19 protein-coding genes are annotated in these 21,451 nt (G+C 36.0%); 7 read left to right on the forward strand and 12 right to left on the reverse strand.

Annotation, left to right across the window (positions count from 1 at the left end):
* Positions 1–89: 89 nt before the first annotated feature.
* From murD to mraZ, 7 genes are all read right to left on the reverse strand, one after another.
* Positions 90–1,421, reverse strand: coding sequence for a UDP-N-acetylmuramoyl-L-alanine--D-glutamate ligase (murD, locus tag ACIEHO_RS13125; RefSeq protein ID WP_406972444.1), 1,332 nt, complete (start codon positions 1,419–1,421; stop codon positions 90–92).
* The gene (gene mraY / locus ACIEHO_RS13130; protein ID WP_406972446.1) at positions 1,421–2,662 is read right to left on the reverse strand and encodes a phospho-N-acetylmuramoyl-pentapeptide-transferase; all 1,242 of its coding nucleotides are present in this window, start codon (positions 2,660–2,662) and stop codon (positions 1,421–1,423) included. Before mraY ends, murD begins: the two co-directional genes overlap by 1 nt.
* 20 nt (positions 2,663–2,682) lie before the next feature.
* Positions 2,683–4,146 (reverse strand): UDP-N-acetylmuramoyl-L-alanyl-D-glutamate--2,6-diaminopimelate ligase, encoded by a 1,464-nt coding sequence (locus tag ACIEHO_RS13135; RefSeq protein WP_406972448.1) that lies wholly within the window; start codon positions 4,144–4,146, stop codon positions 2,683–2,685.
* Positions 4,143–6,095, reverse strand: a complete 1,953-nt coding sequence (locus ACIEHO_RS13140) for a penicillin-binding protein (RefSeq protein WP_406972502.1) — start codon at positions 6,093–6,095, stop codon at positions 4,143–4,145. Before ACIEHO_RS13140 ends, ACIEHO_RS13135 begins: the two co-directional genes overlap by 4 nt.
* A 64-nt stretch (positions 6,096–6,159) precedes the next feature.
* Positions 6,160–6,477, reverse strand: a complete 318-nt coding sequence (locus tag ACIEHO_RS13145; RefSeq protein WP_406972450.1) for an FtsL-like putative cell division protein — start codon at positions 6,475–6,477, stop codon at positions 6,160–6,162.
* Between the two features lie 19 nt (positions 6,478–6,496).
* Complete coding sequence (gene rsmH / locus ACIEHO_RS13150) at positions 6,497–7,393, reverse strand: 16S rRNA (cytosine(1402)-N(4))-methyltransferase RsmH (RefSeq protein ID WP_406972452.1); 897 nt, start codon at positions 7,391–7,393, stop codon at positions 6,497–6,499.
* Positions 7,380–7,850 carry a division/cell wall cluster transcriptional repressor MraZ gene (gene mraZ / locus ACIEHO_RS13155; RefSeq protein ID WP_406972505.1) on the reverse strand — a complete coding sequence of 157 codons (471 nt, stop codon included), beginning with the start codon at positions 7,848–7,850 and terminating at the stop codon, positions 7,380–7,382. Before mraZ ends, rsmH begins: the two co-directional genes overlap by 14 nt.
* Positions 7,851–8,176: 326 nt before the next feature.
* Here mraZ and ACIEHO_RS13160 point away from each other — a divergent pair, with 326 nt between their 5' ends.
* Positions 8,177–8,941 (forward strand): alpha/beta fold hydrolase, encoded by a 765-nt coding sequence (locus ACIEHO_RS13160; protein ID WP_406972507.1) that lies wholly within the window; start codon positions 8,177–8,179, stop codon positions 8,939–8,941.
* A 73-nt stretch (positions 8,942–9,014) separates the two neighbouring features.
* Complete coding sequence (gene yihA / locus ACIEHO_RS13165) at positions 9,015–9,614, forward strand: ribosome biogenesis GTP-binding protein YihA/YsxC (RefSeq protein WP_406972454.1); 600 nt, start codon at positions 9,015–9,017, stop codon at positions 9,612–9,614.
* Positions 9,615–9,635: 21 nt separating this feature from the next.
* On the opposite strand, the gene ACIEHO_RS13170 is transcribed toward yihA, so the two are convergent.
* Together ACIEHO_RS13170 and ACIEHO_RS13175 are read right to left on the reverse strand one after the other, a co-directional pair.
* On the reverse strand, positions 9,636–10,727 hold the full coding sequence (locus tag ACIEHO_RS13170; RefSeq protein ID WP_406972457.1) for an ABC transporter permease: 1,092 nt from the start codon (positions 10,725–10,727) through the stop codon (positions 9,636–9,638).
* Between the two features lie 12 nt (positions 10,728–10,739).
* Positions 10,740–12,887 (reverse strand): carboxy terminal-processing peptidase, encoded by a 2,148-nt coding sequence (locus ACIEHO_RS13175; RefSeq protein ID WP_406972509.1) that lies wholly within the window; start codon positions 12,885–12,887, stop codon positions 10,740–10,742.
* Between the two features lie 178 nt (positions 12,888–13,065).
* Between ACIEHO_RS13175 and surE the strand changes: the two genes are divergently transcribed.
* The 5 genes from surE to ACIEHO_RS13200 are packed head-to-tail and all read left to right on the forward strand — an operon-like array spanning position 13,066 to position 17,942.
* Positions 13,066–13,839 carry a 5'/3'-nucleotidase SurE gene (gene surE / locus ACIEHO_RS13180; protein WP_406972459.1) on the forward strand — a complete coding sequence of 258 codons (774 nt, stop codon included), beginning with the start codon at positions 13,066–13,068 and terminating at the stop codon, positions 13,837–13,839.
* Positions 13,840–13,881: 42 nt separating this feature from the next.
* Positions 13,882–14,166 carry a hypothetical protein gene (locus ACIEHO_RS13185; protein ID WP_406972461.1) on the forward strand — a complete coding sequence of 95 codons (285 nt, stop codon included), beginning with the start codon at positions 13,882–13,884 and terminating at the stop codon, positions 14,164–14,166.
* Between the two features lie 36 nt (positions 14,167–14,202).
* Entirely contained in the window at positions 14,203–15,315 is a 1,113-nt protein-coding gene (gene lpxB, locus ACIEHO_RS13190) for a lipid-A-disaccharide synthase (protein ID WP_406972463.1), read from the forward strand.
* 24 nt (positions 15,316–15,339) lie between these two features.
* Complete coding sequence (locus ACIEHO_RS13195; protein ID WP_406972465.1) at positions 15,340–15,879, forward strand: C40 family peptidase; 540 nt, start codon at positions 15,340–15,342, stop codon at positions 15,877–15,879.
* Positions 15,880–15,902: 23 nt separating this feature from the next.
* The gene (locus ACIEHO_RS13200) at positions 15,903–17,942 is read left to right on the forward strand and encodes a ComEC/Rec2 family competence protein (RefSeq protein WP_406972467.1); all 2,040 of its coding nucleotides are present in this window, start codon (positions 15,903–15,905) and stop codon (positions 17,940–17,942) included.
* Positions 17,943–17,949: 7 nt separating this feature from the next.
* On the opposite strand, the gene ACIEHO_RS13205 is transcribed toward ACIEHO_RS13200, so the two are convergent.
* The 3 genes from ACIEHO_RS13205 to ACIEHO_RS13215 form a co-directional block, all read right to left on the reverse strand.
* Positions 17,950–18,498, reverse strand: coding sequence for a thioredoxin family protein (locus tag ACIEHO_RS13205; RefSeq protein ID WP_406972469.1), 549 nt, complete (start codon positions 18,496–18,498; stop codon positions 17,950–17,952).
* A 507-nt stretch (positions 18,499–19,005) separates the two neighbouring features.
* Complete coding sequence (locus tag ACIEHO_RS13210; RefSeq protein WP_406972471.1) at positions 19,006–19,476, reverse strand: thioredoxin family protein; 471 nt, start codon at positions 19,474–19,476, stop codon at positions 19,006–19,008.
* A gap of 192 nt (positions 19,477–19,668) precedes the next feature.
* A complete protein-coding gene (locus ACIEHO_RS13215) occupies positions 19,669–21,441 on the reverse strand; it encodes a peptide MFS transporter (RefSeq protein ID WP_406972473.1) in 1,773 nt (590 codons plus the stop codon).
* Positions 21,442–21,451 lie beyond the last annotated feature (10 nt).

Here is a 21,451-nt window from a genome sequence, read left to right on the forward strand (position 1 = left end):
GACATTTCCCCGAAGGAAAAAATTGATTTTTAAAATTAATATTTAGTTTGCCATAACAGTTTCTTCACTTTTGAAAGATTAAGATGGGATTATAAGTTTCTTACTGAATCTTTAAATTGACGCCCACGATCTTCATAATTTTCAAATAAATCAAAACTAGCACAAGCAGGAGACAGTAAAACATTATCACCGGACTCAGCCAGTTTATAAGCAATTTTAACAGCTTCACTCATAAATTGAGTTTCAATAATAACATCAACCATATTTCCAAAAGTGTTCATCAACTTTTCGTTGTCTACCCCTAAACAAATAATAGCCTTTACCTTTTCATTTACAAACGAAAACAACTCTTCGTAATTATTGCCTTTATCCACACCACCAACAATCCATACTGTTGGTGCGTCCATACTTTCAAGGGCATAATATGTAGCATTAACATTGGTTGCTTTTGAATCATTTATATACTGAACCTTATTGATTTTCAATACCTGTTCTAAACGGTGTTCAACACCTTGGAAGTTTTCTAAGCTTTCCCTGATGGTTTGCTTTCTAATTTTGAGCAAATGAGCAACGGTAGAAGCAGCCATTGCGTTCTTAATATTGTGCTTTCCCTCCAGTGTTAGTTTTGTTGTTGGCATAGTTATTTGAGTGTTATTTATTGTTATTTTAATCTCGTTTTTTTCGTAATAAGCACCATTTTCAACCTTTTTCTCTAATGAAAATGGCAATAATGTAGATTGTACTGGATGATTTTTAAGATGATTTGTTATTACTTCATCGTCGGCATCATAAATCAAATAATCGTCTTTAGTTTGATTCATGGCAATTCTGAATTTCGACTGGATATAATTTTCGAATTTGTAATCATATCTATCTAAATGATCTGGTGTAATGTTAGTGATTACGGCAATTTTTGGTTTAAAATCAACAATATCATCCAACTGAAAACTGCTAACCTCCAAAACAAAATTTTCAAAATCTTCTTCCAAAACCTGCTTAGCAAAACTATCGCCAATATTACCGGCCAAACCCACGCTCAATTCACCTATTAAAAGATGATGTACTAGCGTAGCTGTGGTCGTTTTTCCGTTACTACCAGTTATAGCAACCAAAGCTGCCTCGGTAAATTTTGCCGCAAATTCAATTTCTGAAACTACTTTAATTCCATTCTCACGAATTTGTTTTATCAAAGGAACTTTATCTGGAATTCCAGGGCTTTTCATGACCAAATCAGCATTCAGAATTTTGGATTCCGTATGGGTTTCATCTTCCCATTCAATCTCATTATGTATAAGAACTTGTTTATAATTTTCTTTTATTTTTCCTATATCGGAAACAAATACTTCAAAACCTTTTTCTTTTCCTAAAAGTGCGGTTCCAACACCACTTTCTCCCCCCCCAAGCACCACCAACCTTTTCATTACCTGATTTTAAGGGTTACAATAGACACAATAGCCAACAATATGCCGACAATCCAAAATCGCGTTGCTATCTTACTTTCGTGATACCCTTTTTTCTGATAATGGTGGTGCAACGGTGACATTCTAAAAATGCGTCGGCCTTCTCCATATTTCCTTTTAGTATATTTAAACCAACTCACCTGCAAAACCACCGATAAGTTTTCAGCTAAAAATACCCCACAAAGGACAGGTATTAACCATTCTTTCCTCACAGCAATAGCTATTACAGCTATTATACCTCCAATAGTTAAACTACCCGTATCACCCATAAATACTTGTGCAGGAAATGTATTATACCATAAAAAACCTATTAGCGCACCTACAAAAGCTGCAATATAAATGGTGATTTCTTCCACACGTGGTATGTACATTATATTTAGATATTCCGAAAAAATGATATTACCGGATACCCATGCAAAAATCCCTAAAGTGAGTACTACAATAGCAGAGGTTCCTGCTGCCAAACCATCAATCCCATCGGTAAGATTTGCGCCGTTTGACACGGCCGTGATAATAAAAATGGCAACCAAAATGAAAATAATCCACGCGTATTTTTCCATAGCTGGACTTATCCATGTTATGACCTTGGCATAATCAAACTCATTGCCCTTTACAAACGGGATGGTTGTTTTAGTGGATTTTTCCTCTGGCATGAATAGTTTAGCCGGTTCTATATCTGGGTTTTCCGCAAGAAGGGCACGCTGTTCTTCAATGGGAAGCTTTTCCTTCATGGTAACCTCTGGACTAAAAAATAAGGTTGCACCTACAATGATTCCCAAACCGATTTGCCCCATCACCTTAAAGCGGCCTTTTAACCCCTCTTTATCGTTTTTGAATTTTTTTATGTAATCATCAATAAACCCGATAACTCCCATCCAAAGAGTAGTAACTATAAGAAGAATGATGTAAATATTTTCAAGTTTAGCCAAAAGCACCACAGGAATCAATGTAGCCAAAATGATAATAATACCACCCATGGTTGGTGTACCAGCTTTTTCAGCTTGACCTTCCAGACCTAAATCCCTAATGGTTTCCCCCATTTGTTTTCTTTGCAAAAACCGAATGATACGCTTACCATAAATTGTAGAAATCAACAACGACAAAATCATGGCAGCTGCCGCTCTAAAGGTTAAAAACCCAAAAAGTGTAGCTCCTGGAAACTGAAATTCTTTTTCTAAATATTCAAATAGGTAAAACAGCATTTATTTTTTTCTATGGTTTACTATTTCTGTAATTGTTTTAAAAATTCTTGAACGATTTTGAAATCGTCAAAATCGAAACGCTCGCCTTTTATTTCCTGGTAGGTTTCGTGCCCCTTGCCGGCTATTAAAATGATATCGTTAGGCTGGGCCAATTGACAAGCCGTCTTTATAGCCTGTTTTCTATCTTCAACAGTTAATACTTTTTTGAAATTTTGAGGCTCTATACCAGCTTCAATATCTTTTAGAATATCTTCTGGTTTTTCACTCCGGGGATTGTCGCTTGTAAAAATGACTTTAGTACTTAAAGTCGATGCGATATGCCCCATTTTTGGTCGCTTGGCTGCATCTCTATCACCACCACAACCAACAACAGTAATGAGTTCTTCGTTTTTTGTTCGGATACTATTAATGGTTTCCAACACATTTTTTAAGGCATCGGGTGTATGGGCATAATCGACCACCGCAGTAATTTTTTCGTTTGAAACGATATATTGGAACCGTCCGCTAACACTTTCTAAATCACTTATCAACCTTAAAACCTCCACTTTTTCAAGCCCCAATAACTCAGCGGTAGCATATATAGCCAAAACATTATAGGCATTGAAGTTTCCAATTAACCGCGTCCATACCTCACTATCGTTCACCTTCAGTAGTAATCCACCAAATTGATTTTCTAATATTTGCGATTTATAATCAGCATATTGTTTTAAAGCATAAGTATATTTTCTAGCCTTGGTGTTTTGAAGCATTACCAATCCGTTTTTATCATCAACGTTTACAAGCGCAAAGGCTTTACTTGACAAACCGTCAAAAAACTTCTTTTTAACATCACGGTATTCCGCAAAGGTTTTGTGGTAATCCAAATGGTCATGTGACAGGTTTGTGAAGATTCCACCTTCAAATTGCAGGCCTTCAGTTCTAAATTGATGTATGCCGTGCGAACTCACTTCCATAAAACAAAACTCGACACCAGCTATATTCATTTCACTTAAAAACTTATTAATCGTTAGTGAATCTGGTGTGGTATGCGTGGCTTTATATTCGGTATTGTCAACCATAATTTTTACAGTCGATAATAATCCTACTTTGTAACCCGCTTTTTTGAACAACTGATAAAGCAAACTGGCCACAGTGGTTTTTCCATTGGTACCCGTTACCCCAACAAGTCTCAGGTTTTCGGATGGTGCATCATAAAAATTAGAAGCCATAAAAGCCAAGGCCTTACTAGAGTTATCCACCTCAACATAAGTAACACCTTCAATTAATTTTTCAGGTAACGATTCACAAACCACGGCAACCGCACCAGTTTTAATAGCCATTTCTATAAAATTGTGACCATCTGCTACTAAACCTCGAACAGCAACAAACAAAGCGTCCTTTTGAATTTTTCGGGAATCAAATTCTATCGAACCAACAGTTACGTTCGTAGCTCCTACTACGGCGTTAATTGAAACTTTGTACAATATGTCTTTTAGCGACTTCACGATGCTTTTAATACTATGGTCTGATTGCTCTTTAGTTTGGTGTCTTTATTTATTGATTGTGTTTTTATAATACCTGAACCGTTAAGTTTGACCTTAAGATTCACTTGCATATTTTCCAGTAGAGCCAAGGCATCCATTGCAGGGAGCCCAACGACATTCGGCATAATAGTTTTATAGGTTTGGGCGGTTTCAAAATAGCTTTCAAATTCATTTTCAACCTCACCCACTTTTACTTCTAGAGTTTGCACCTCGTCAATAATGGGTGTATCGGTAAATATTTTCTGGGCAATTCTTTTGAAAACTGGACCTGTAACATCAGCTCCGTAATAGCCCTTTTCAACACTGGGCTTATGAATCACGACAATACAAGAATACTTTGGGTTTTCTGCCGGAAAATAACCTGCAAACGAAGAAATATACCTTCTATTTTCCTTCCAATCCTTCATCCAATATTCGGTTTGCGCCGTCCCTGTTTTTCCTGCCATTGAGAAATATTCAGAATACAACGAACGCCCCGTTCCGCGCTCCACTACATTCTTCAATATGGTTTGTATGGATTTTAAGGTTTTATCAGAACAGATTTTTTCACCTGACTCATCCCTTTCAAAAGTTTCAATAACCCAATCTAACTCTTTAACCTCTCTAATAAATCTTGGCTTAACCATAACACCATTATTTGCAATGGCGTTATAAAAAGTTAAAGTTTGCAAAGGTGTAAGCTTCAAATTGTAACCATAAGCCATTGAAGGCAAAGCATTTTTACTCCAAATCTTATCACCTGGCTCTGGAATAACCGGCTTTCCTTCACCAATTATCGGCAACCCTAAAGATCTGTTTAAATTCCATTTTTTTAAGTGATCAATAAATAGCTTGGGGTTTTTAGAATACCCTTCGTCAATTATAGTAGCCAAACCAATATTCGAAGACACCTCAAGTGTTCTTGCTGCTGAAATCTTTCCATGGCCATGTGTGTCGTAAATAGCCCTTCCGTAGAACCGCTTATAACCCAATTTGGTATCTATTACCGTGGATGTATCAACCACTTTATCTTCTAAGGCAGCCATTAATGCCATCACCTTAAAGGTTGACCCCGGTTCGTGCGATTCACCTACAGCATAATTCAAGCGCTCGTAATAATGTCCATTTTTATTTCTTCCTAAATTTGAAATAGCGCGAATTTCTCCAGTTTTGGTTTCCATAACCACAACACAGCCGTGGTCTGCCTCGTACTCCAACAGCTGCCTTTCAAGAGCATGGTGGGCTATATCCTGAATGTTTACATCAATGGTGGTATAAACATCATAACCATCTTTTGGCTCAATTTCGTTAGCATCGCTTAAGGGCTTCCATTGCCCCTTACCTATTTTCTGTTTTTTTCTTTGGCCGTTAGTACCTCGCAAATATTTTACACCAAACGCACCATCAATACCAGCACGTGTAACATTGCCTTGGTCGTCAAATCGTTCATAACCAATAGAACGTTGTGCGATAGCTCCCATTGGGTGCTCGCGTTTAGTTTTTTGCTCTACAATCAATCCGCCTTTAAATGCACCCAAACTCAACATTGGGAAATTCCTGAAACGGATATAATCAGAATAACCGATATTCCTAGCCAGTAAATAGTACCGGTTTTTATTGGCACGCGCACGCCTTAAAGCCTTTTCATAACTAGCTGCTGATTTACCCGAATATTGCGAAAGCGCATCAGAAAGTGGCTTCACATATTCTTCAAAGGTGTTTGCTGAAGGTGTTATCGCATCAAAACGGATATCATATTTTGGAATTGAGGTAGCCAATAGATTTCCGTTAACGGAATATACATTACCACGATTAGCAGGAATCACGACATCTTTTACCACACGCTCGGTGGCCAATGCCCGGTATTTATCGCCTTGCATAAACTGAATGCTCAACAACTTAAACACCACAGCAAGCCCAAAAACGAACATACATCCGGCGATAAAATACAAACGGTTTAATATGTTTTTCTCGTTTACTGCCAAGTTTGCTTTATCAGTTTTGTGATTTTACTTTTATCTTTTTGGGCGGAATTACAGAGGGCGCCAATCCTTTATCTTTCATAACACCTACAACATGCGATTCCATTTTTAGCTTCATTAATTTTGACCGACCGTCAACAAAAGCCGAACGCATTTCCTTTACTTCATTTTTCAACCTTGCAATTTCATACACTTTTTTATCAGCACTGTGCGAACTGGCTATCATTATAATAGCAAGCCCTGAAATAAATAAAATGAACCTCCAGTTTTTAAAAGCATCATCACTTACCAGAAAAGTCCCTTTTAGTATATTGTAAATGCTTTTTTTCATATAAACTCTTACTTTAAGCCTATAGCTTTTCAGCAATTCGAAGCTTCGCACTTCTCGCCCTATTGTTTCGCTTTATTTCTTCCTTAGAAGGCACGATTAAACCTCCTACCTTTTTTAATGGCACTTCAAAGCGCCCAAACATATCTCGCTCTGGCTCGCCTTCAAAAAGACCATTCCTAATGAACCGCTTTACCAATCTATCCTCTAAAGAGTGGTAGGATATAAAACTTAGCCTGCCTCCAGTTTTTAAAATTTCCGGCGTTTGGATTAAAAACTCTTTTAACGCCTCAATTTCTTGATTCACCTCGATTCTTATGGCTTGATAGATTTGAGCCAAAATTTTGTTTTCATGACGGGGCGCTAAAAACTTTTTCAATACCGTCTTTAATTGACCACTGGTCACTATAGGTTCAGATTTTCTTTCGCTAACTATTACTCTTGCCATAGCAGGAGCTGCACGCAATTCACCATACTGCAACAACACTTGTTTTAAATGCTCCTCATCATATTCATTAACCACATGAAAAGCTGATAGTTTGTTTTGCTGGTTCATCCGCATATCCAAATCAGCTTCAAAACGGGTAGAAAATCCACGTTCAGCAACATCAAATTGATGGGAGGACACTCCAAAATCCGCTAAAACCCCATCTACCTCTTTCACCCCATGAAACCTCAAAAACCGTTTTACAAACCTGAAATTTTCATGGATAAGCGTAAACCTGTCATCATCAATTGTATTTTTAAGAGCATCTTGGTCTTGATCAAAAGCGAACAACTTTCCGTCCTCACCAAGCCTTTTTAATATTTCTTTACTATGCCCGCCACCACCAAACGTAACATCAACATAAACACCGTCCGGCTTAACATTCAAACCACCAACGGTTTCTTTTAAAAGTACGGGGTTATGATATTCCATGCTCGTCATCATCTTGCCCCATTACCTGTTCAGCTAAATCGGCAAAATCAATAGCCGCATCATCAATAGCTTGCTCATACAAATCTTTATCCCATATTTCGATAATATTGATGGCCGAAGCCACTACAATATTTTTTGAAATATTGGCAAAAACCGTTAAATCCTTCGGAATCAACAATCTTCCGTTCACATCGACCTCAACAATTTTCGCACCTGCCGTGAACCTTCTAATAAAATCGTTGTTCTTTTTTTTAAACTTATTCAGCTTATTCATCTTCTGCATTAACACTTGCCATTCGGCCATCGGATAAAGCTCTAAGCACTTTTGAAAAACAGACCTACGCAAAACAAACCCATCCTGCAACGCGGCAGAAAGCTGCTTTTTGATGGAAGCCGGCATCATTAACCTGCCTTTCGCATCAACCCTGCAATCGTATGTTCCTGTAATTAAGTCCAAAAGCGGCGCACTGAATGTTAAATGTTTAAGTTTCAAATATATTGAAAAATTTACCACATCTTACCACATCTTACCACTTTGTTGATAAATTTTCGACCAAACCCACATTTTATCGAGTTGAGTTTTTAAAAAACCTAGCAGGGGCTTTTACTGGCGTTCTTTTTAGGAAACTAAAAACAGAGGCATCTTAATTGTTAACATCTTCTTGGAATAAAAAATTCTTATTATTCAGAATTGAAATAACAATTTTGGACGAAAAAAATTAATATGATGGATTTTTGAATGAATTAACTATATTTGTTTTTAACGAACGACTAACACTATTAATGGCGCATCGATTAAAAAAAGAGCAGAACTACAACTATATTGAATCAGGCGAAGGCACACCTATAATTGTGCTACATGGTTTAATGGGTGGCTTAAGTAATTTTGATTCGGTTACTGATTATTTCAGTTCGAAAGGATATAAAGTCCTAATCCCCGAGTTACCGATTTATAGCATGTCGCTAATAAAAACTAATGTAAAAAGTTTTGCAAAACATTTACACGATTTTATTGAGTTTAAAGGCTATAAAGACGTCATTTTATTAGGAAATTCCTTAGGCGGCCATATTGGGCTTTACCACACCAAAATGTTTCCCGAAAGCGTTAAAGCCCTTATTATTACGGGCAGCTCTGGTCTTTATGAAAGCGCCATGGGCAGCGGATACACCAAACGCAGTGACTATGAGGTTATTAAAAAGAAAGCTCAGGACGTTTTTTACGACCCTAAAGTAGCCACAAAAGAAATTGTAGATGGTGTTTACGAAACCGTAAACGACCGCAATAAGCTTATAAAGACTTTAGCTATTGCGAAAAGCGCCATACGCCATAATATGTCGAAGGACTTACCAAAAATGACTACGCCTACATGTATCATTTGGGGGAAAAACGATAATGTTACACCACCCCAAGTTGCAGTAGAATTCAATGACCTATTACCAGATTCTGAATTGTTTTGGATTGACAAATGTGGACACGCCGCCATGATGGAACATCCCGACGAATTCAACCAAATTATGAATGATTGGTTGGAGAGAAAAGGTTTTTAAAGTCTTTTATAGTTTCTTTTCCGTTGAAAAAACTCAATTTATCAAAGCCCCAGTTTAGAGGAATAAATTCATTATGAAAATAAAATCTGCCGAATTCGTAGTAAGTAATTCTGACGTGACCAAATGCCCAAAAAGCAGTCTACCCGAGTATGCTTTTATTGGTAGAAGTAATGTGGGCAAATCGTCGCTAATTAATATGCTTACTAGCAGAAAAAGCCTGGCTAAAACTTCTGGGAAACCTGGAAAAACACAACTCATCAACCATTTTTTAATTAACAAAAACTGGCATTTGGTTGATTTACCTGGTTATGGGTACGCCAAGGTTTCAAAAAGTTCGAAGAAAGTATTTCAAAAGTTCATCACCCAATATTTTAGCTTTCGAGAACAATTAGTCACAGCATTTGTTTTGGTTGATATTAGACACAAGCCCCAGCCCATAGATTTAGATTTTATGCAATGGATGGGCGAAAATAACATACCGTTCTCTATTATTTTCACGAAGGCAGATAAACTAAAGCCCGGAGCCATCATAAGACATGTTGCAGATTATAAAAACACTCTTTTAGAGTTCTGGGAAGACATGCCCAATTACTTTATCACCTCATCTACAAAAAACATGGGGCAAGATGAGCTTTTGGAGTATATTAATGAATTGAATGGCAACATAGCTTAACATAAAGGAACATAACAAAAATCACCCTTTTACATCCAACGCATCCCTTAGGGCATTTCCAATCAACATAAACGCCATCACCAAACTCATTATACAAAGGCCAGGAATAATTGCCAAATAAGGCTTTCCTAAAATAATGTAATTGTAGTGGTCCTTAATCATCGCACCCCAACTGGCCATGGGCGGCTGTGCACCAATACCCAAAAAACTCAATCCACTTTCTATTAAAATAGCCGCTGCGAAGTTGGCTGCAGAAATAACTATAACAGGAGCCATAATATTGGGCAAAATGTGCCTAACAATAATTCTAAAATCGGTATAACCTAAAGCTCTTGCTGCTGTAACATATTGCATTTCCTTTACGCTTATTATTTGTCCACGCACTACACGAGCTACCTCAACCCACATGGTCAAACCCACTGCGATAAAGACTTGCCAAAAGCCCTTGCCTAGAGCCAAAGTAATGGCAATAACCAGCAACAAAGTTGGTATTGACCAGGTCACATTAATTACCCACATAATTACGGCATCTACCTTACCCCCAAAATACCCAGCAAGACTCCCCATTAAAATACCGATAACCAAGGAAATAAATACAGCAACAAAACCAATAAAAAAGGATATGCGGGCCCCAACCAAAACTCGACTGAGCAAATCACGCCCATATTTATCAGTACCGAACAAAAACGTTTTTTCGGATAAGTATTCTTTAACCGAACTTTCAGGAAAAGCAGATAACTCTATGGTTTTTTCTGCCCCTTCCAAACCATCGGCTGCGTATTCATTGTAATTTAAGACACCATCTTTTACTCTGTATTCGGAAATAGGCACTTCGGTAGTTGAATTTTTATTTCCGAAGAAAACTTCATCTAAAAAAGATTGATTATTCTGAACTTCGGAAGGCAATGTTAGCATTTTTACTTTAAAACCCGGCTTTTTTGAATGAATAGACAAATGCATTTGGTTGGCATACTGTGAACTGTCTGGAGAAAAAACATAGGCAAAAACAGAAATAAACCCAACCAAAATAATAAAAAAGAAACTAAAAACGCCCCAAAAATTCTTTCTGAATTTTTGGAGCGCCAAGTGTTTTAGTGAGCCCGATTTACTCATAAATAAATCAACTTAGTTTTTAACAGCACCTTTGGTAGCTGCAACTTTTTTTATTGGATATGACATTTTTAAATCTACAAGAACATTCAAGGCTTCTTCAATGTAAACATCTTTACTTAAGCTTTGGTGCCAACGTTCCCGTTTTTCTTTCAAGTCGGTGGTATCTTGCGCAAACAATTGTTTTTCATAGCCCGTTGAATCGAAAGTTAAATTGCTTTTATAGTCTGATATGGCATCAAATTTTTTCGATTCTTCCTCGTTCGCTTCTATTTGAGCTTTGTAAGTTTTGTAGTTTAACGAATAAAGCGTTTCGTCTATTTTACTTTTAACCCATTTAGCATTTTCTTCAATAAGCTTTAATTGCTCATTATCGCTCATACGCTGTTTACTTTTTTCAACAGTGGTATCATAATCGAAATAGTTTTCCCAGGGTGAATATACTGCCGCATCAATCTCATCGTAAGGCAATGGATTATCTTTATCCTTTTCACCTACTTCAATAAAACTGAACCGCCCAGGAACTTTAACATCACTTTTCACGCCTTCTAACTGCACAGAACCGCCATTGATTCTATAATATTTTTGAGTTGTCAAGGCCAAGGCGCCTAAATCACCACTCGTATTGTTTCTCAGCATGTTATTTAAGTTAATAACATTTTGCACAGTACCTTTTCCGTAGGTTTGCTTACTTCCAATTATGATGGCTCGCTTGTAATCTTGCATAGCGGCTGCCATAATTTCTGAGGCTGAAGCCGATATTTCGTTAACCAAAATCACCAATGGACCATCCCAAACTATTGATTTATCCCGGTCTTTCAATACTTCTTTGGCTTTGCCTGTTGAGCGCACTTGCACTATAGGCCCTTCTTTTATGAACAATCCTGCCATATCTACAACCGTTGGCAGAGAGCCTCCTCCATTATTTCTAAGATCTAAAACCAAACCTTGCATGCCTTCAGCCTTTAAACGCTCAATCTCTTCTCTAACGTCCTTTGCAGCATTTACGTTTTTGTAGTCTTGAAAATCAACATAAAACGCGGGCAAATTAATCACACCAAACTTTTGCCCTTCTTTGTCAACCACGGAAGATTTGGCATAAGTTTCAACCAATTCAACCACATCGCGGGTAATGACAACGTCCTTTATTGTTCCATCAACCTTTTTAACAGTAAGGGTAACTTTGGTCCCTTTGGGGCCTTTAATGTATTTAATAGCATCATTAATTCTCATTCCCACGATACTTATTGGGAATTCTTCGTCTTCTTGTTTTACTTTCAAAATAACATCTTCAACATCCAATTCTTTACTGCGCCAAGCTGGACCACCAGAAATAAGTTCAACAATTTTAATGTAGTCCATTCTTTTTTGTAGTCTAGCACCAATGCCTTCTAATTTACCAGACATTCGTTGATCAAAATCTTCTTTGTTTTTTGGTGCCAAATAATAAGTATGGGGGTCAAATTCTTCAACGATGGTGTTTACATAAACCGCAAACCAATCTTCACGTTTTAAATCTTCTAAACTGTCATTGAAATAAATATCTATTGAGTTCAAAGTAGCTTGTCTAGACTCTTTTTCAATTTCAGCTTCGGTTTTCATAACGTGACTAGCATCATTCTCCTTGGCCTGTTTTTCCTGCTTCATCAAATCATCATAATTGGACAAAGTAGAAAACTTAAGTTGCTTTCTCCAGCGCTCTTTCATTTCTTTTTTGTTTTTTGAGAAAGTACTTTTTTCATAATCCGTTTCGAATTCCTCATCAATGGTATAATCAAATGGTTTTGAAAGCACCTCTCTATAGATTTCCTTCGCTTCAGCAATACGCTTCAACATTCGTTCGTGCACCACATTGAAAAAAGTAATATCGGTCGCTTTAAGCTGATCATCGATATCCAATTTGAATTTTTCAAAATCTTTGTAATCAGACTCATAGAAATACCGCTTAACAGGATCAAGAACCTCTATATAGTCAGTAAACAATTCTACAGAAAATTCATCATCAAAATCAACAGGATCATAATGCCCTTGTTCTAAAACAAAAGTTATAATTTGGACCAGTAATTTATCCTTATCTGGATTACTGAATTTTTTAGTAGTAAAACTGCAAGAGGCAAAAGCCAATAACAACAAGATTAACAGTGCATTATAATTCCTTTTCATAATATTTCTCATCTAATCAATTTTTAGTTGCTTCTATTAAGCACGACATATTTTTCACTAAAATAAAGAAAAAACCATGCCAATAAAGGTTATTGCCGCTAATTTTTTGTTAAAGGAATGAAATTGAACATTTCCTAAGTAATTTATGTATTTTAGCGATGATTTTTGAAAATAAATCATGACAGAAAAACCCCTTATTTTAGTAACAAATGATGATGGCATTAGCGCCCCAGGTGTTCGGGCTTTAATCAGTGTGATGAATACCATTGGCGATGTAGTAGTTGTGGCACCTGATAGCCCGCAGAGTGGTATGGGTCATGCCATAACCCTAAATTCTACATTATTTGCCGAACAAATACGGCTTGATAATGGTCCACAGAAAGAATTCAGTTGCTCTGGTACACCAGCCGATTGTGTTAAAATTGCTATAAGGGAAATTTTAGACAGAACGCCAGACCTCTGTGTCTCTGGCATTAACCACGGGTCTAACTCATCAATTAACGTAATATACTCCGGCACTATGAGTGCAGCTATTGAAGCGGGTATTGAAGGTATTCCCGCCATCGGTTTTTCATTACTTAATTATGAGTGGAATGCTGAATTTGAAGCCTCTAAGCCTTACGTGAAATCTATTGCAAAACAGGTTTTAAAGCATGGTTTACCCAATGGCATCGTGCTTAACGTTAACATCCCAAATGTTCCCAAAGAAGGGATAAAAGGCATAAAAATTTGTAGGCAGGCCAAGGCCAATTGGGTAGAAGAGTTCGACAAACGACAAACGCCGCATGGGAAAGACTACTATTGGCTAACCGGAAAATTTGTTAATTTAGATGGAGGTGAAGATACTGACGAGTGGGCTTTGGAAAATGGTTATATCTCTTTAGTTCCATCGCAATTTGATTTAACCGCACATCATTTTATAAAAGAAATGAATTCTTGGAATTTAAAATAACTTTTGAATACCAAAAATTAATATTGAAAGATAACTAAATAAATGAAAAAAGACCTCTTTATTGGTATGTTTGTTGGCTTGATTGCCAACGCCATGGGCTTGTTTTTTGCCGCAACCCTTTTAGGAAAAGGTGACGATTTCACCACCGTAATAAAAGCCGCTTCAGCTGAAGGTTTTCTAGGAAAACTTATAAGTTTGGGTGCTATCTTAAACCTCATAGCTTTTTTCATTTTCATAAAAAAGAAAAAAGATTATCGAGCCAGAGGCGTATTACTTATAACGGTTTTTATCGCCGTATTTACTTTCGTTTTTAAATTATTTCAGTAAGTTTTAGCCCAACTAAATAATATACGCAACAGAGCCATGAAATACTACATTATAGCAGGAGAAGCTTCGGGCGATTTGCATGGTTCTAATCTTTTAAAGGCCTTGTTCAAATTGGATGCTGAAGCCGATATTAGGTTTTGGGGAGGCGATTTAATGGCTAATGCTGGCGGCACACTTGTAAAACACTATAAAGAACGCGCTTTTATGGGTTTTATTGAAGTTATCACCAACCTCAATAAAATTTTTAAAGATATTAGTTTCTGCAAAAGTGACATTGAGACGTTCAATCCAGATGTAATTGTTTTTATTGATAATTCTGGGTTCAATTTGCGTATCGCTAAATGGGCAAAAGCCGCAGGATTTAAAACTCAATATTATATCTCCCCCCAAGTTTGGGCATCTCGTGCCAGTCGTGTAAAAGCAATAAAACGAGATATTGACGCTATGTACGTAATTTTACCATTTGTTAAACCTTTCTATAAAAAACACGGATACGATGTCACCTTTGTTGGACACCCTTTAATTGACGCCATTGCCAATAGAAATCAGGTTGGCGAATTTAAGTTTCGAGAAAAACACCAACTTGGGGAAAAACCCATAATAGCCTTATTACCGGGAAGCAGAAAACAAGAAATAACCAAAATGCTCTCCGTTATGCTCAGTTTGGTTGACCATTACCCTGAATATCAATTTGTAATTGCTGGTGCACCAAGCCAAGAGCTTAGTTTTTATAAAACATTTATAAAATCAAGTAACGTTAAGTTTATCGACAACAAAACTTACGATTTATTAAGTATTTCAACCGCTGCATTGGTAACTTCTGGAACGGCTACTTTAGAAACAGCGTTGTTTAAAGTACCGCAAGTTGTTTGCTATAAAGGAAGTGCCATTTCGTACCAAATAGCCAAACGCATAATAACCTTAAAATTTATTTCGTTAGTCAATTTGGTGATGGACCGTGAAGTGGTTACTGAGCTCATTCAAAATGATTTCAACGAAAAGCGCCTAAAAGAAGAACTTGATAAAATTTTGAATTCAGAAAACCGAAAAAAAATCTTTTTGGACTATTACCAATTAGAAAAAGTATTGGGCGGTCGTGGCGCTAGTGAAAAAACTGCCAGATTAATTTATGAATCCATAAAATCTTAACCATTGGCAAATCGCGTTGTTTTCTTGTTAATTTTACTAATTGGTTTCGGTAGTTGCAAATCCTCGAAAAGAGCAAGACCGAGCAAAGTAATCATAACCAAAAAAGACACAAATGCTTCTACCGTTTCTATCAAGGAGGAAACAAATTCAGCCGAAACCCAAAAACGAACCAGCAAAGACGCCCCTGCCGATTATATTATTAATTATGCCAAACAGTTTGAAGGAGTGCGTTACAAATGGGGTGGCACGACCAAATCTGGAATGGATTGCTCTGGCTTGGTTTACGAATCTTTTAAATCTTATGACATCATTTTGCCAAGAACATCAAAAGACATGGCTAAACGAGGCAAGAAAATAGCTTTGAAGAGAGTATTAAATGGTGATTTACTATTCTTTAAAACAGGAAACAGACGAAACTCCATTAATCATGTTGGGCTTATCGTGGCAATAAGAAACAATGACATTGAATTTATTCACGCTACCAGTAGTAAAGGTGTTATTATTTCCAACTTAAACACCCCCTATTGGCTAAGTGCTTTTCATGAAGCTCGGCGCGTTTTATAAGATATTTTCATATCTTTCATTCCATGCAACTACTCAACTTTGCCATTATAAAACTTACCTTTTGCCTTATTTTAGGCATCATAATTGGCTATTTTTTTGATATTTCTGTTCTTGTTGCTTTAATTCTATCATCAGTATTCATTGTCGTTTTAGGTGTTACTTATCTTGTTGCCAAAAAAAAAATCACTAAATCCATTTGGTTTGGTCTATTCGCATTTTTAACCATGGTTTCAGTTGGGATTTTAACGACCAACTTGCACAACCAAAAACAATTTTCAAACCATTACACCCATCAAATTTCAACTGGAACCGAAGCAACCAATACCATAACGTTCCGAATTCGTGAAGTCTTAAAACCAAACCGCTATTACAACAAATATGTGGTTAATATTTTAAAGGTGAACGATAAAAGCACCTTCGGAAAGTGTTTATTAAATATTGAAAAAGATTCACTTATAACACTGTTGAATGTGGATGCTACTTTTATTGGCAAAACCGAATTTCAGGAAATATACGAACCTTTAAACCCATTTCAATTTAACTATAAAAACTATTTAGAGAAGAAATACATTTACCACCAGCTCGTTTTAAAAGAACGTGAGATTCTCAGGGCAAACTCCAATTCACCTACCTTACTTGGGGTGGCAGATGCCGTTAGAAACCATATTAACAAAAAGCTGCAGCTGTTTCATTTTAAACCTGATGAATTGGCTATTATAAATGCTCTTTTACTAGGGCAACGGCAGGACATTAGCGAAGAGGTTTACACCAGTTATGCTAATGCTGGAGTGATACACATTTTGGCAGTTTCCGGACTTCACGTGGGCATCATATTATTGATTTTAAGTTATGTTTTAAAACCCCTTGATATGTTTAAGTACGGAAAACTTATAAGAACCATTTTATTAGTTAGTCTATTATGGAGTTTTGCATTAATTGCAGGGCTATCGGCATCTATTACTCGTGCCGTCACCATGTTTAGTATCGTTGCTGTTGCTATAAATCTAAAGCGCCCAACAAATATCTACAACACATTGGCCATTTCAATGTTTGTTATCTTACTTTTTAAACCCCTTTTCTTGTTCGATGTGGGGTTTCAGTTGAGCTACTTGGCAGTTTTTGCCATTGTTTCCATCGCCCCCTATTTGTACAAACTTTGGAAACCTAAAAACAAAATCCTTGACATATACTGGCACACTCTTACCATCACAATTTCCGCTCAGTTTGGTATCCTTCCAATAAGTCTATTTTACTTTCATCAATTTCCGGGGTTGTTTTTCGTTTCAAACCTATTGATTGTTCCTCTTTTGGGTATTCTTTTAAGCTTTGGCATCCTTCTCATTCTTTTAGCTATTTTGAATTTACTTCCACAGTTTCTGGCCAATGTTTATGGTTTTATTATTAATTGGATGAATATTTTGGTTGATTGGGTTTCTCAACAAGAATCGTTTTTATTTAATGATATTCCATTTAACGTATGGTACGTTTTAGCTTCTTATATTTTGATTATTACTTTTTTTAGACTCGTTTTCAACAGAAACTTTAGCAATCTAAAATATTTTTTAATCGGACTATTATGTGTTCAATGCGTTTTTATTTATACCCATTTTAGAAAACCATCAAATGAGTTTGTTGTTTTCCATAAAAGCAGGCATAGCCTTGTAGCGCATACTAATAATGATAAAACTCTGATTGGTCATGATTTGGACAGCGTTTCAAAATTTATAAATAGTAGTATTAAAGATTATTCCGTAGGAAATTTCATTAAGCATATTAAAGAAGACACTCTTCGCCCAATTTATCAGCTAAATGACAAAATACTTTTAGTTGTGGATAGCTTATCGGTATATAAGGTTAAATCGTTTAAACCAGAATATGTATTATTAAGGCAATCACCAAAAGTAAACCTAAATCGGTTGATTGACTCTATAAAACCCAAACAAATTATTGCAGACGGAAGCAACTATAAAAGTTATATAACTCGTTGGGAATTGATCTGCAAAAAAAGAAAGCTCCCTTTTCACCAAACAGGTAAAAACGGAGCTTTTACAATCCAATATTAAAATATTATTAGCTTTTAAATTCAGCCTTAAAACTCTTATAATATTCATTAAACTCCTCTTGGGTTTTAATATTTTTATGATCGTCGTTCTTAAACATTTTTAAATACAATTCTAATTGGATTGGTGTTTTATAGCCACGAAGTGGTGCTATGACATCAGCCTTTTCATCAAAAAATACGATGGTAGGATATGCGCTGATTTGAAGATGTCTAGCTAATTGATGCGCTGAGTTTCTTCTTTTGGCCTTTGCTGGATCATAATTCGGGTTGGTATACGACTTATCTTTATAATTAACAACCGAATTACCTTCTCCATTAAATTTTACAGCATAATAATGTTCATTAACATAATCAGCAACTTCCTTATTCTGAAATGTATTTTTGTCAAGCATTTTACAAGGTCCACACCAAGTGGTATATATATCCATCAGAATCTTTTTTGGTTTTTCCTTTTGTAAATTTATAGCTTCCTCAAAGGTTACCCAATTTATTTCTTGTGCTAAAGCATTAAAGTTTATAAAACCAACAGCTAAAATTAAAAATAGGATTTTTTTCATTTGTGTTTTTATTTTTTTAAACTGCCAAATATCTCACCAAGACACATTTTTTCTAGGCAACAATTTAAAAATAACAGCTTATGTTATTAACATATATTGCAAAACTTGTTCCGAAATTACAAAAAATGCTTTTAATCTTAATTGTTTTAGTCCAATTTTAGATTAACGGACATCATGCATCAGTTTTTTTGAACAGGATTTAAAAGCATCGAAACTACACCTATCCCTGCTGGGATTAATGCAAAAATCAAGAAAAACGTACTTAAGAAATACTCTTCGGTTATCTTATCTATCATACCTCTCATTATCCCTGAAGCCTTTTGACAATTGCGAGCACCAAAAATAAATCTGAACAGTTAATTGATTCTTTAAACCCAAAACAAATTATTGCCGACGGAAGCAACCACGAAAGTAATATTAAACGTGGGGACCAAATCTACCAAAAAAGAAAGCTCCCCTTTTACCAAACGGGCAACAACGGAGCTTTTATAATTCAGTATTAATTTTTTAAATCGTTCTGTTAACTATCGTAGTTGCTTCTCTAATCCATTTTTTTGCCCCTCCTTTGATATAACCCGTTTTTCCTAAAGTCATAAGATTTATTTTACCATCGCGCATTTTTTTTGGGTTCACAAAGTATACAGACGGATAGCCTTTTACCTGAAACATTCTTTGCAGTTGATAATTCTGTTCTTTTATTTTTTGGTCCTGCTCCGTTCTCTTTGGAAAATCTAACTCAACCAAAACCACATCTTCAGACCATTTTTCAAAATCAGAGGTTTTAAACACCTCCTTTTGCAATTTAATACACCAACCACACCAGTCTGACCCAGTAAAAAACAACATCATCTTTTTGTCTTCTCTTTGCGCTAATTCTAAGGCCTTATTCATATTTGTGTGCCAAACAATGCGCTCTTGAGCCATACTCCCAAAAGAAAACAAAACACCAAAAAACAGGGTAAATAAAATATTCTTCATCAATTTAATCTTTAAATTCAGGTTTAAAAGTACCATTTTTTCATTTGCTTTTTTATTTTTTAAACCGCTAATAGGACATTACTCAACTCCATTTAAGTGGTAAGCAATATAAAAATAACAGCTTATTTTAGAGTAAAATATGTAGCAAAAGTTGTTCCGAACTTACAAAAAATGCTTTAATCTAATTTTAAACTAACGGACGCCATGCATGAGTTTTTTGAGTACTGGATGTAGCAGTAAAGAAACGATGCCTAATCCAATTGGGATAATAGTAAAAATTAAAAAGAACGAAGAAAGACCATGTTCTCTGGTAATATTTTCAATATCTCCCCCAATATAATGTGCCAACTTATTGCCAATTGCTATAGCCAAATAATAAACGCCAAACATAAAGGCGACCATTCGAGCAGGAACAAGCTTACTTAAATATGACAAACCCATTGGAGATAAACACAATTCTCCCAAAGTATGAAACAAATATGCAAAAACTAACCAAGCCATACTTAAACTTGCCGTTTGCGCACCGTCTGGTACATCCTTTGCCCCAAAGGCTAAAAAAGAAAAACCTAACCCTAAAAGGAAAAGTCCCAAAAAATACTTCACCGAGGCGGGTGGATTATATTTGCTGTCCCACCATTTTGTAAACAACGGCGCAAACATGATAATAAATAAAGAATTGAGTATGGCAAACCAAGTTACAGGAACTTCCGTCTCGGTTGACTGATATTCTATATAAATTTTGTAAAGTACAATAGCCCAAACTATAACAAAGCTAAAACCTAGAATAATATTTGAAAGTCCAATCCTATTAAAGGTTTTTTTGAATAAGCTAAGCAAAACATAGGTTATAATTCCCAGTGGCACTATGGTAACAATTAAATCAACAACCTTAAAGGTGGTTGCAGCCGTGCCTTCTAAAATTCTATTGGTATAGTCTCGTGTATAAATAGGCAATGAACCCGCTGCTTGCTCAAAAGCGGCCCAGAAAAAAATAGTAAACAAACAAAAAATTGAAAAAGCAATCATTTTGTCCCTTTCAATAGCCACGTATCTTGGAATCCTAATCAACAAAAGTAAAACAAAGGTTATAGCAGCTAACAACGCAAAAAACAATGAATCGTCCAGTCCTGCAACAGTGTAATTGAAAGTTTGAATATTTCCAATTTTACTCAAAGGATCATTAATAATAAATATTAGGGCAGAAATTGCAAACACCCCCACTAAAATATAATCAACCGTCAAAAAAGGATTTAGCTTCGTAAAAGCTTTTGTACTGTCATTTTTCTCCCCTATATTTTCAATTTCTTCATAAACAATTTTAACAGGCTTATCTCCTATATTTCCAAAAAGGGGCTGTGCAAAATAAAACTGGAGCATTCCCAATAGCATGAATATGCCTGCTAAACCAAAACCATAACTCCATCCAATTTTCTCGCCAACCCAGCCACAAAGCATTATACCAATAAACGCTCCAGCATTTACACCCATGTAAAAAATATTATAAGCGCCATCTTTTTTTTCATCATGACCCTCATACATTTTAGATATAATAGAAGTCATATTGGGTTTAAAAAATCCATTACCTAAAATTAAAAGTGCAATACCAATGTATAAAAATGTTGGCGTCTCTACCGCCATTGAAGCATGGCCCATGGTCATGAGCAAAGCCCCAATAACAACAGCCATTTTATAGCCAATTTTATTATCAGCCAGCCAACCCCCAATTAAAGGCGTTAAATAAACCAGCATGGCATAGGTGCCTAAAAGTGATAAAGCAGCTGAAGAACTCCATTCCCAACCCGGATTATCCCCAATAAGTGCTCCTGTTAAAAAGATAACTAATATAGCCCGCATACCATAGTAGGAAAACCGCTCCCACATTTCAGTAAAAAATAAAACAAATAGTCCTGATGGATGCCCTAAAACTTTGTCTTTAAAAAATTGGTCGGTTGAGTTTTGTGTCATATTTGATAAT

It is taken from the genome of Flavisericum labens, assembly GCF_045446075.1.
Lineage (GTDB): Bacteria > Bacteroidota > Bacteroidia > Flavobacteriales > Flavobacteriaceae > Flavisericum > Flavisericum labens.

Bases quoted from the DNA above. Each gene is read 5' to 3' on its own strand.
- ACIEHO_RS13185 (WP_406972461.1), top strand. From the start codon at position 13,882: ATGAAAAAAGACCTCTTTATTGGTATGTTTGTTGGCTTGATTGCCAAC.
- yihA (WP_406972454.1), top strand. From the start codon at position 9,015: ATGAAAATAAAATCTGCCGAATTCGTAGTAAGTAATTCTGACGTGACC.
- mraY (WP_406972446.1), bottom strand. From the start codon at position 2,662: ATGCTGTTTTACCTATTTGAATATTTAGAAAAAGAATTTCAGTTTCCA.
- lpxB (WP_406972463.1), top strand. From the start codon at position 14,203: ATGAAATACTACATTATAGCAGGAGAAGCTTCGGGCGATTTGCATGGT.
- ACIEHO_RS13175 (WP_406972509.1), bottom strand. From the start codon at position 12,887: ATGAAAAGGAATTATAATGCACTGTTAATCTTGTTGTTATTGGCTTTT.
- ACIEHO_RS13210 (WP_406972471.1), bottom strand. From the start codon at position 19,476: ATGAAGAATATTTTATTTACCCTGTTTTTTGGTGTTTTGTTTTCTTTT.
- ACIEHO_RS13200 (WP_406972467.1), top strand. From the start codon at position 15,903: ATGCAACTACTCAACTTTGCCATTATAAAACTTACCTTTTGCCTTATT.
- rsmH (WP_406972452.1), bottom strand. From the start codon at position 7,393: ATGGAATATCATAACCCCGTACTTTTAAAAGAAACCGTTGGTGGTTTG.
- ACIEHO_RS13145 (WP_406972450.1), bottom strand. From the start codon at position 6,477: ATGAAAAAAAGCATTTACAATATACTAAAAGGGACTTTTCTGGTAAGT.
- ACIEHO_RS13205 (WP_406972469.1), bottom strand. From the start codon at position 18,498: ATGAAAAAAATCCTATTTTTAATTTTAGCTGTTGGTTTTATAAACTTT.
- ACIEHO_RS13160 (WP_406972507.1), top strand. From the start codon at position 8,177: ATGGCGCATCGATTAAAAAAAGAGCAGAACTACAACTATATTGAATCA.
- ACIEHO_RS13215 (WP_406972473.1), bottom strand. From the start codon at position 21,441: ATGACACAAAACTCAACCGACCAATTTTTTAAAGACAAAGTTTTAGGG.
- surE (WP_406972459.1), top strand. From the start codon at position 13,066: ATGACAGAAAAACCCCTTATTTTAGTAACAAATGATGATGGCATTAGC.
- ACIEHO_RS13140 (WP_406972502.1), bottom strand. From the start codon at position 6,095: ATGTTCGTTTTTGGGCTTGCTGTGGTGTTTAAGTTGTTGAGCATTCAG.
- ACIEHO_RS13170 (WP_406972457.1), bottom strand. From the start codon at position 10,727: ATGAGTAAATCGGGCTCACTAAAACACTTGGCGCTCCAAAAATTCAGA.
- murD (WP_406972444.1), bottom strand. From the start codon at position 1,421: ATGAAAAGGTTGGTGGTGCTTGGGGGGGGAGAAAGTGGTGTTGGAACC.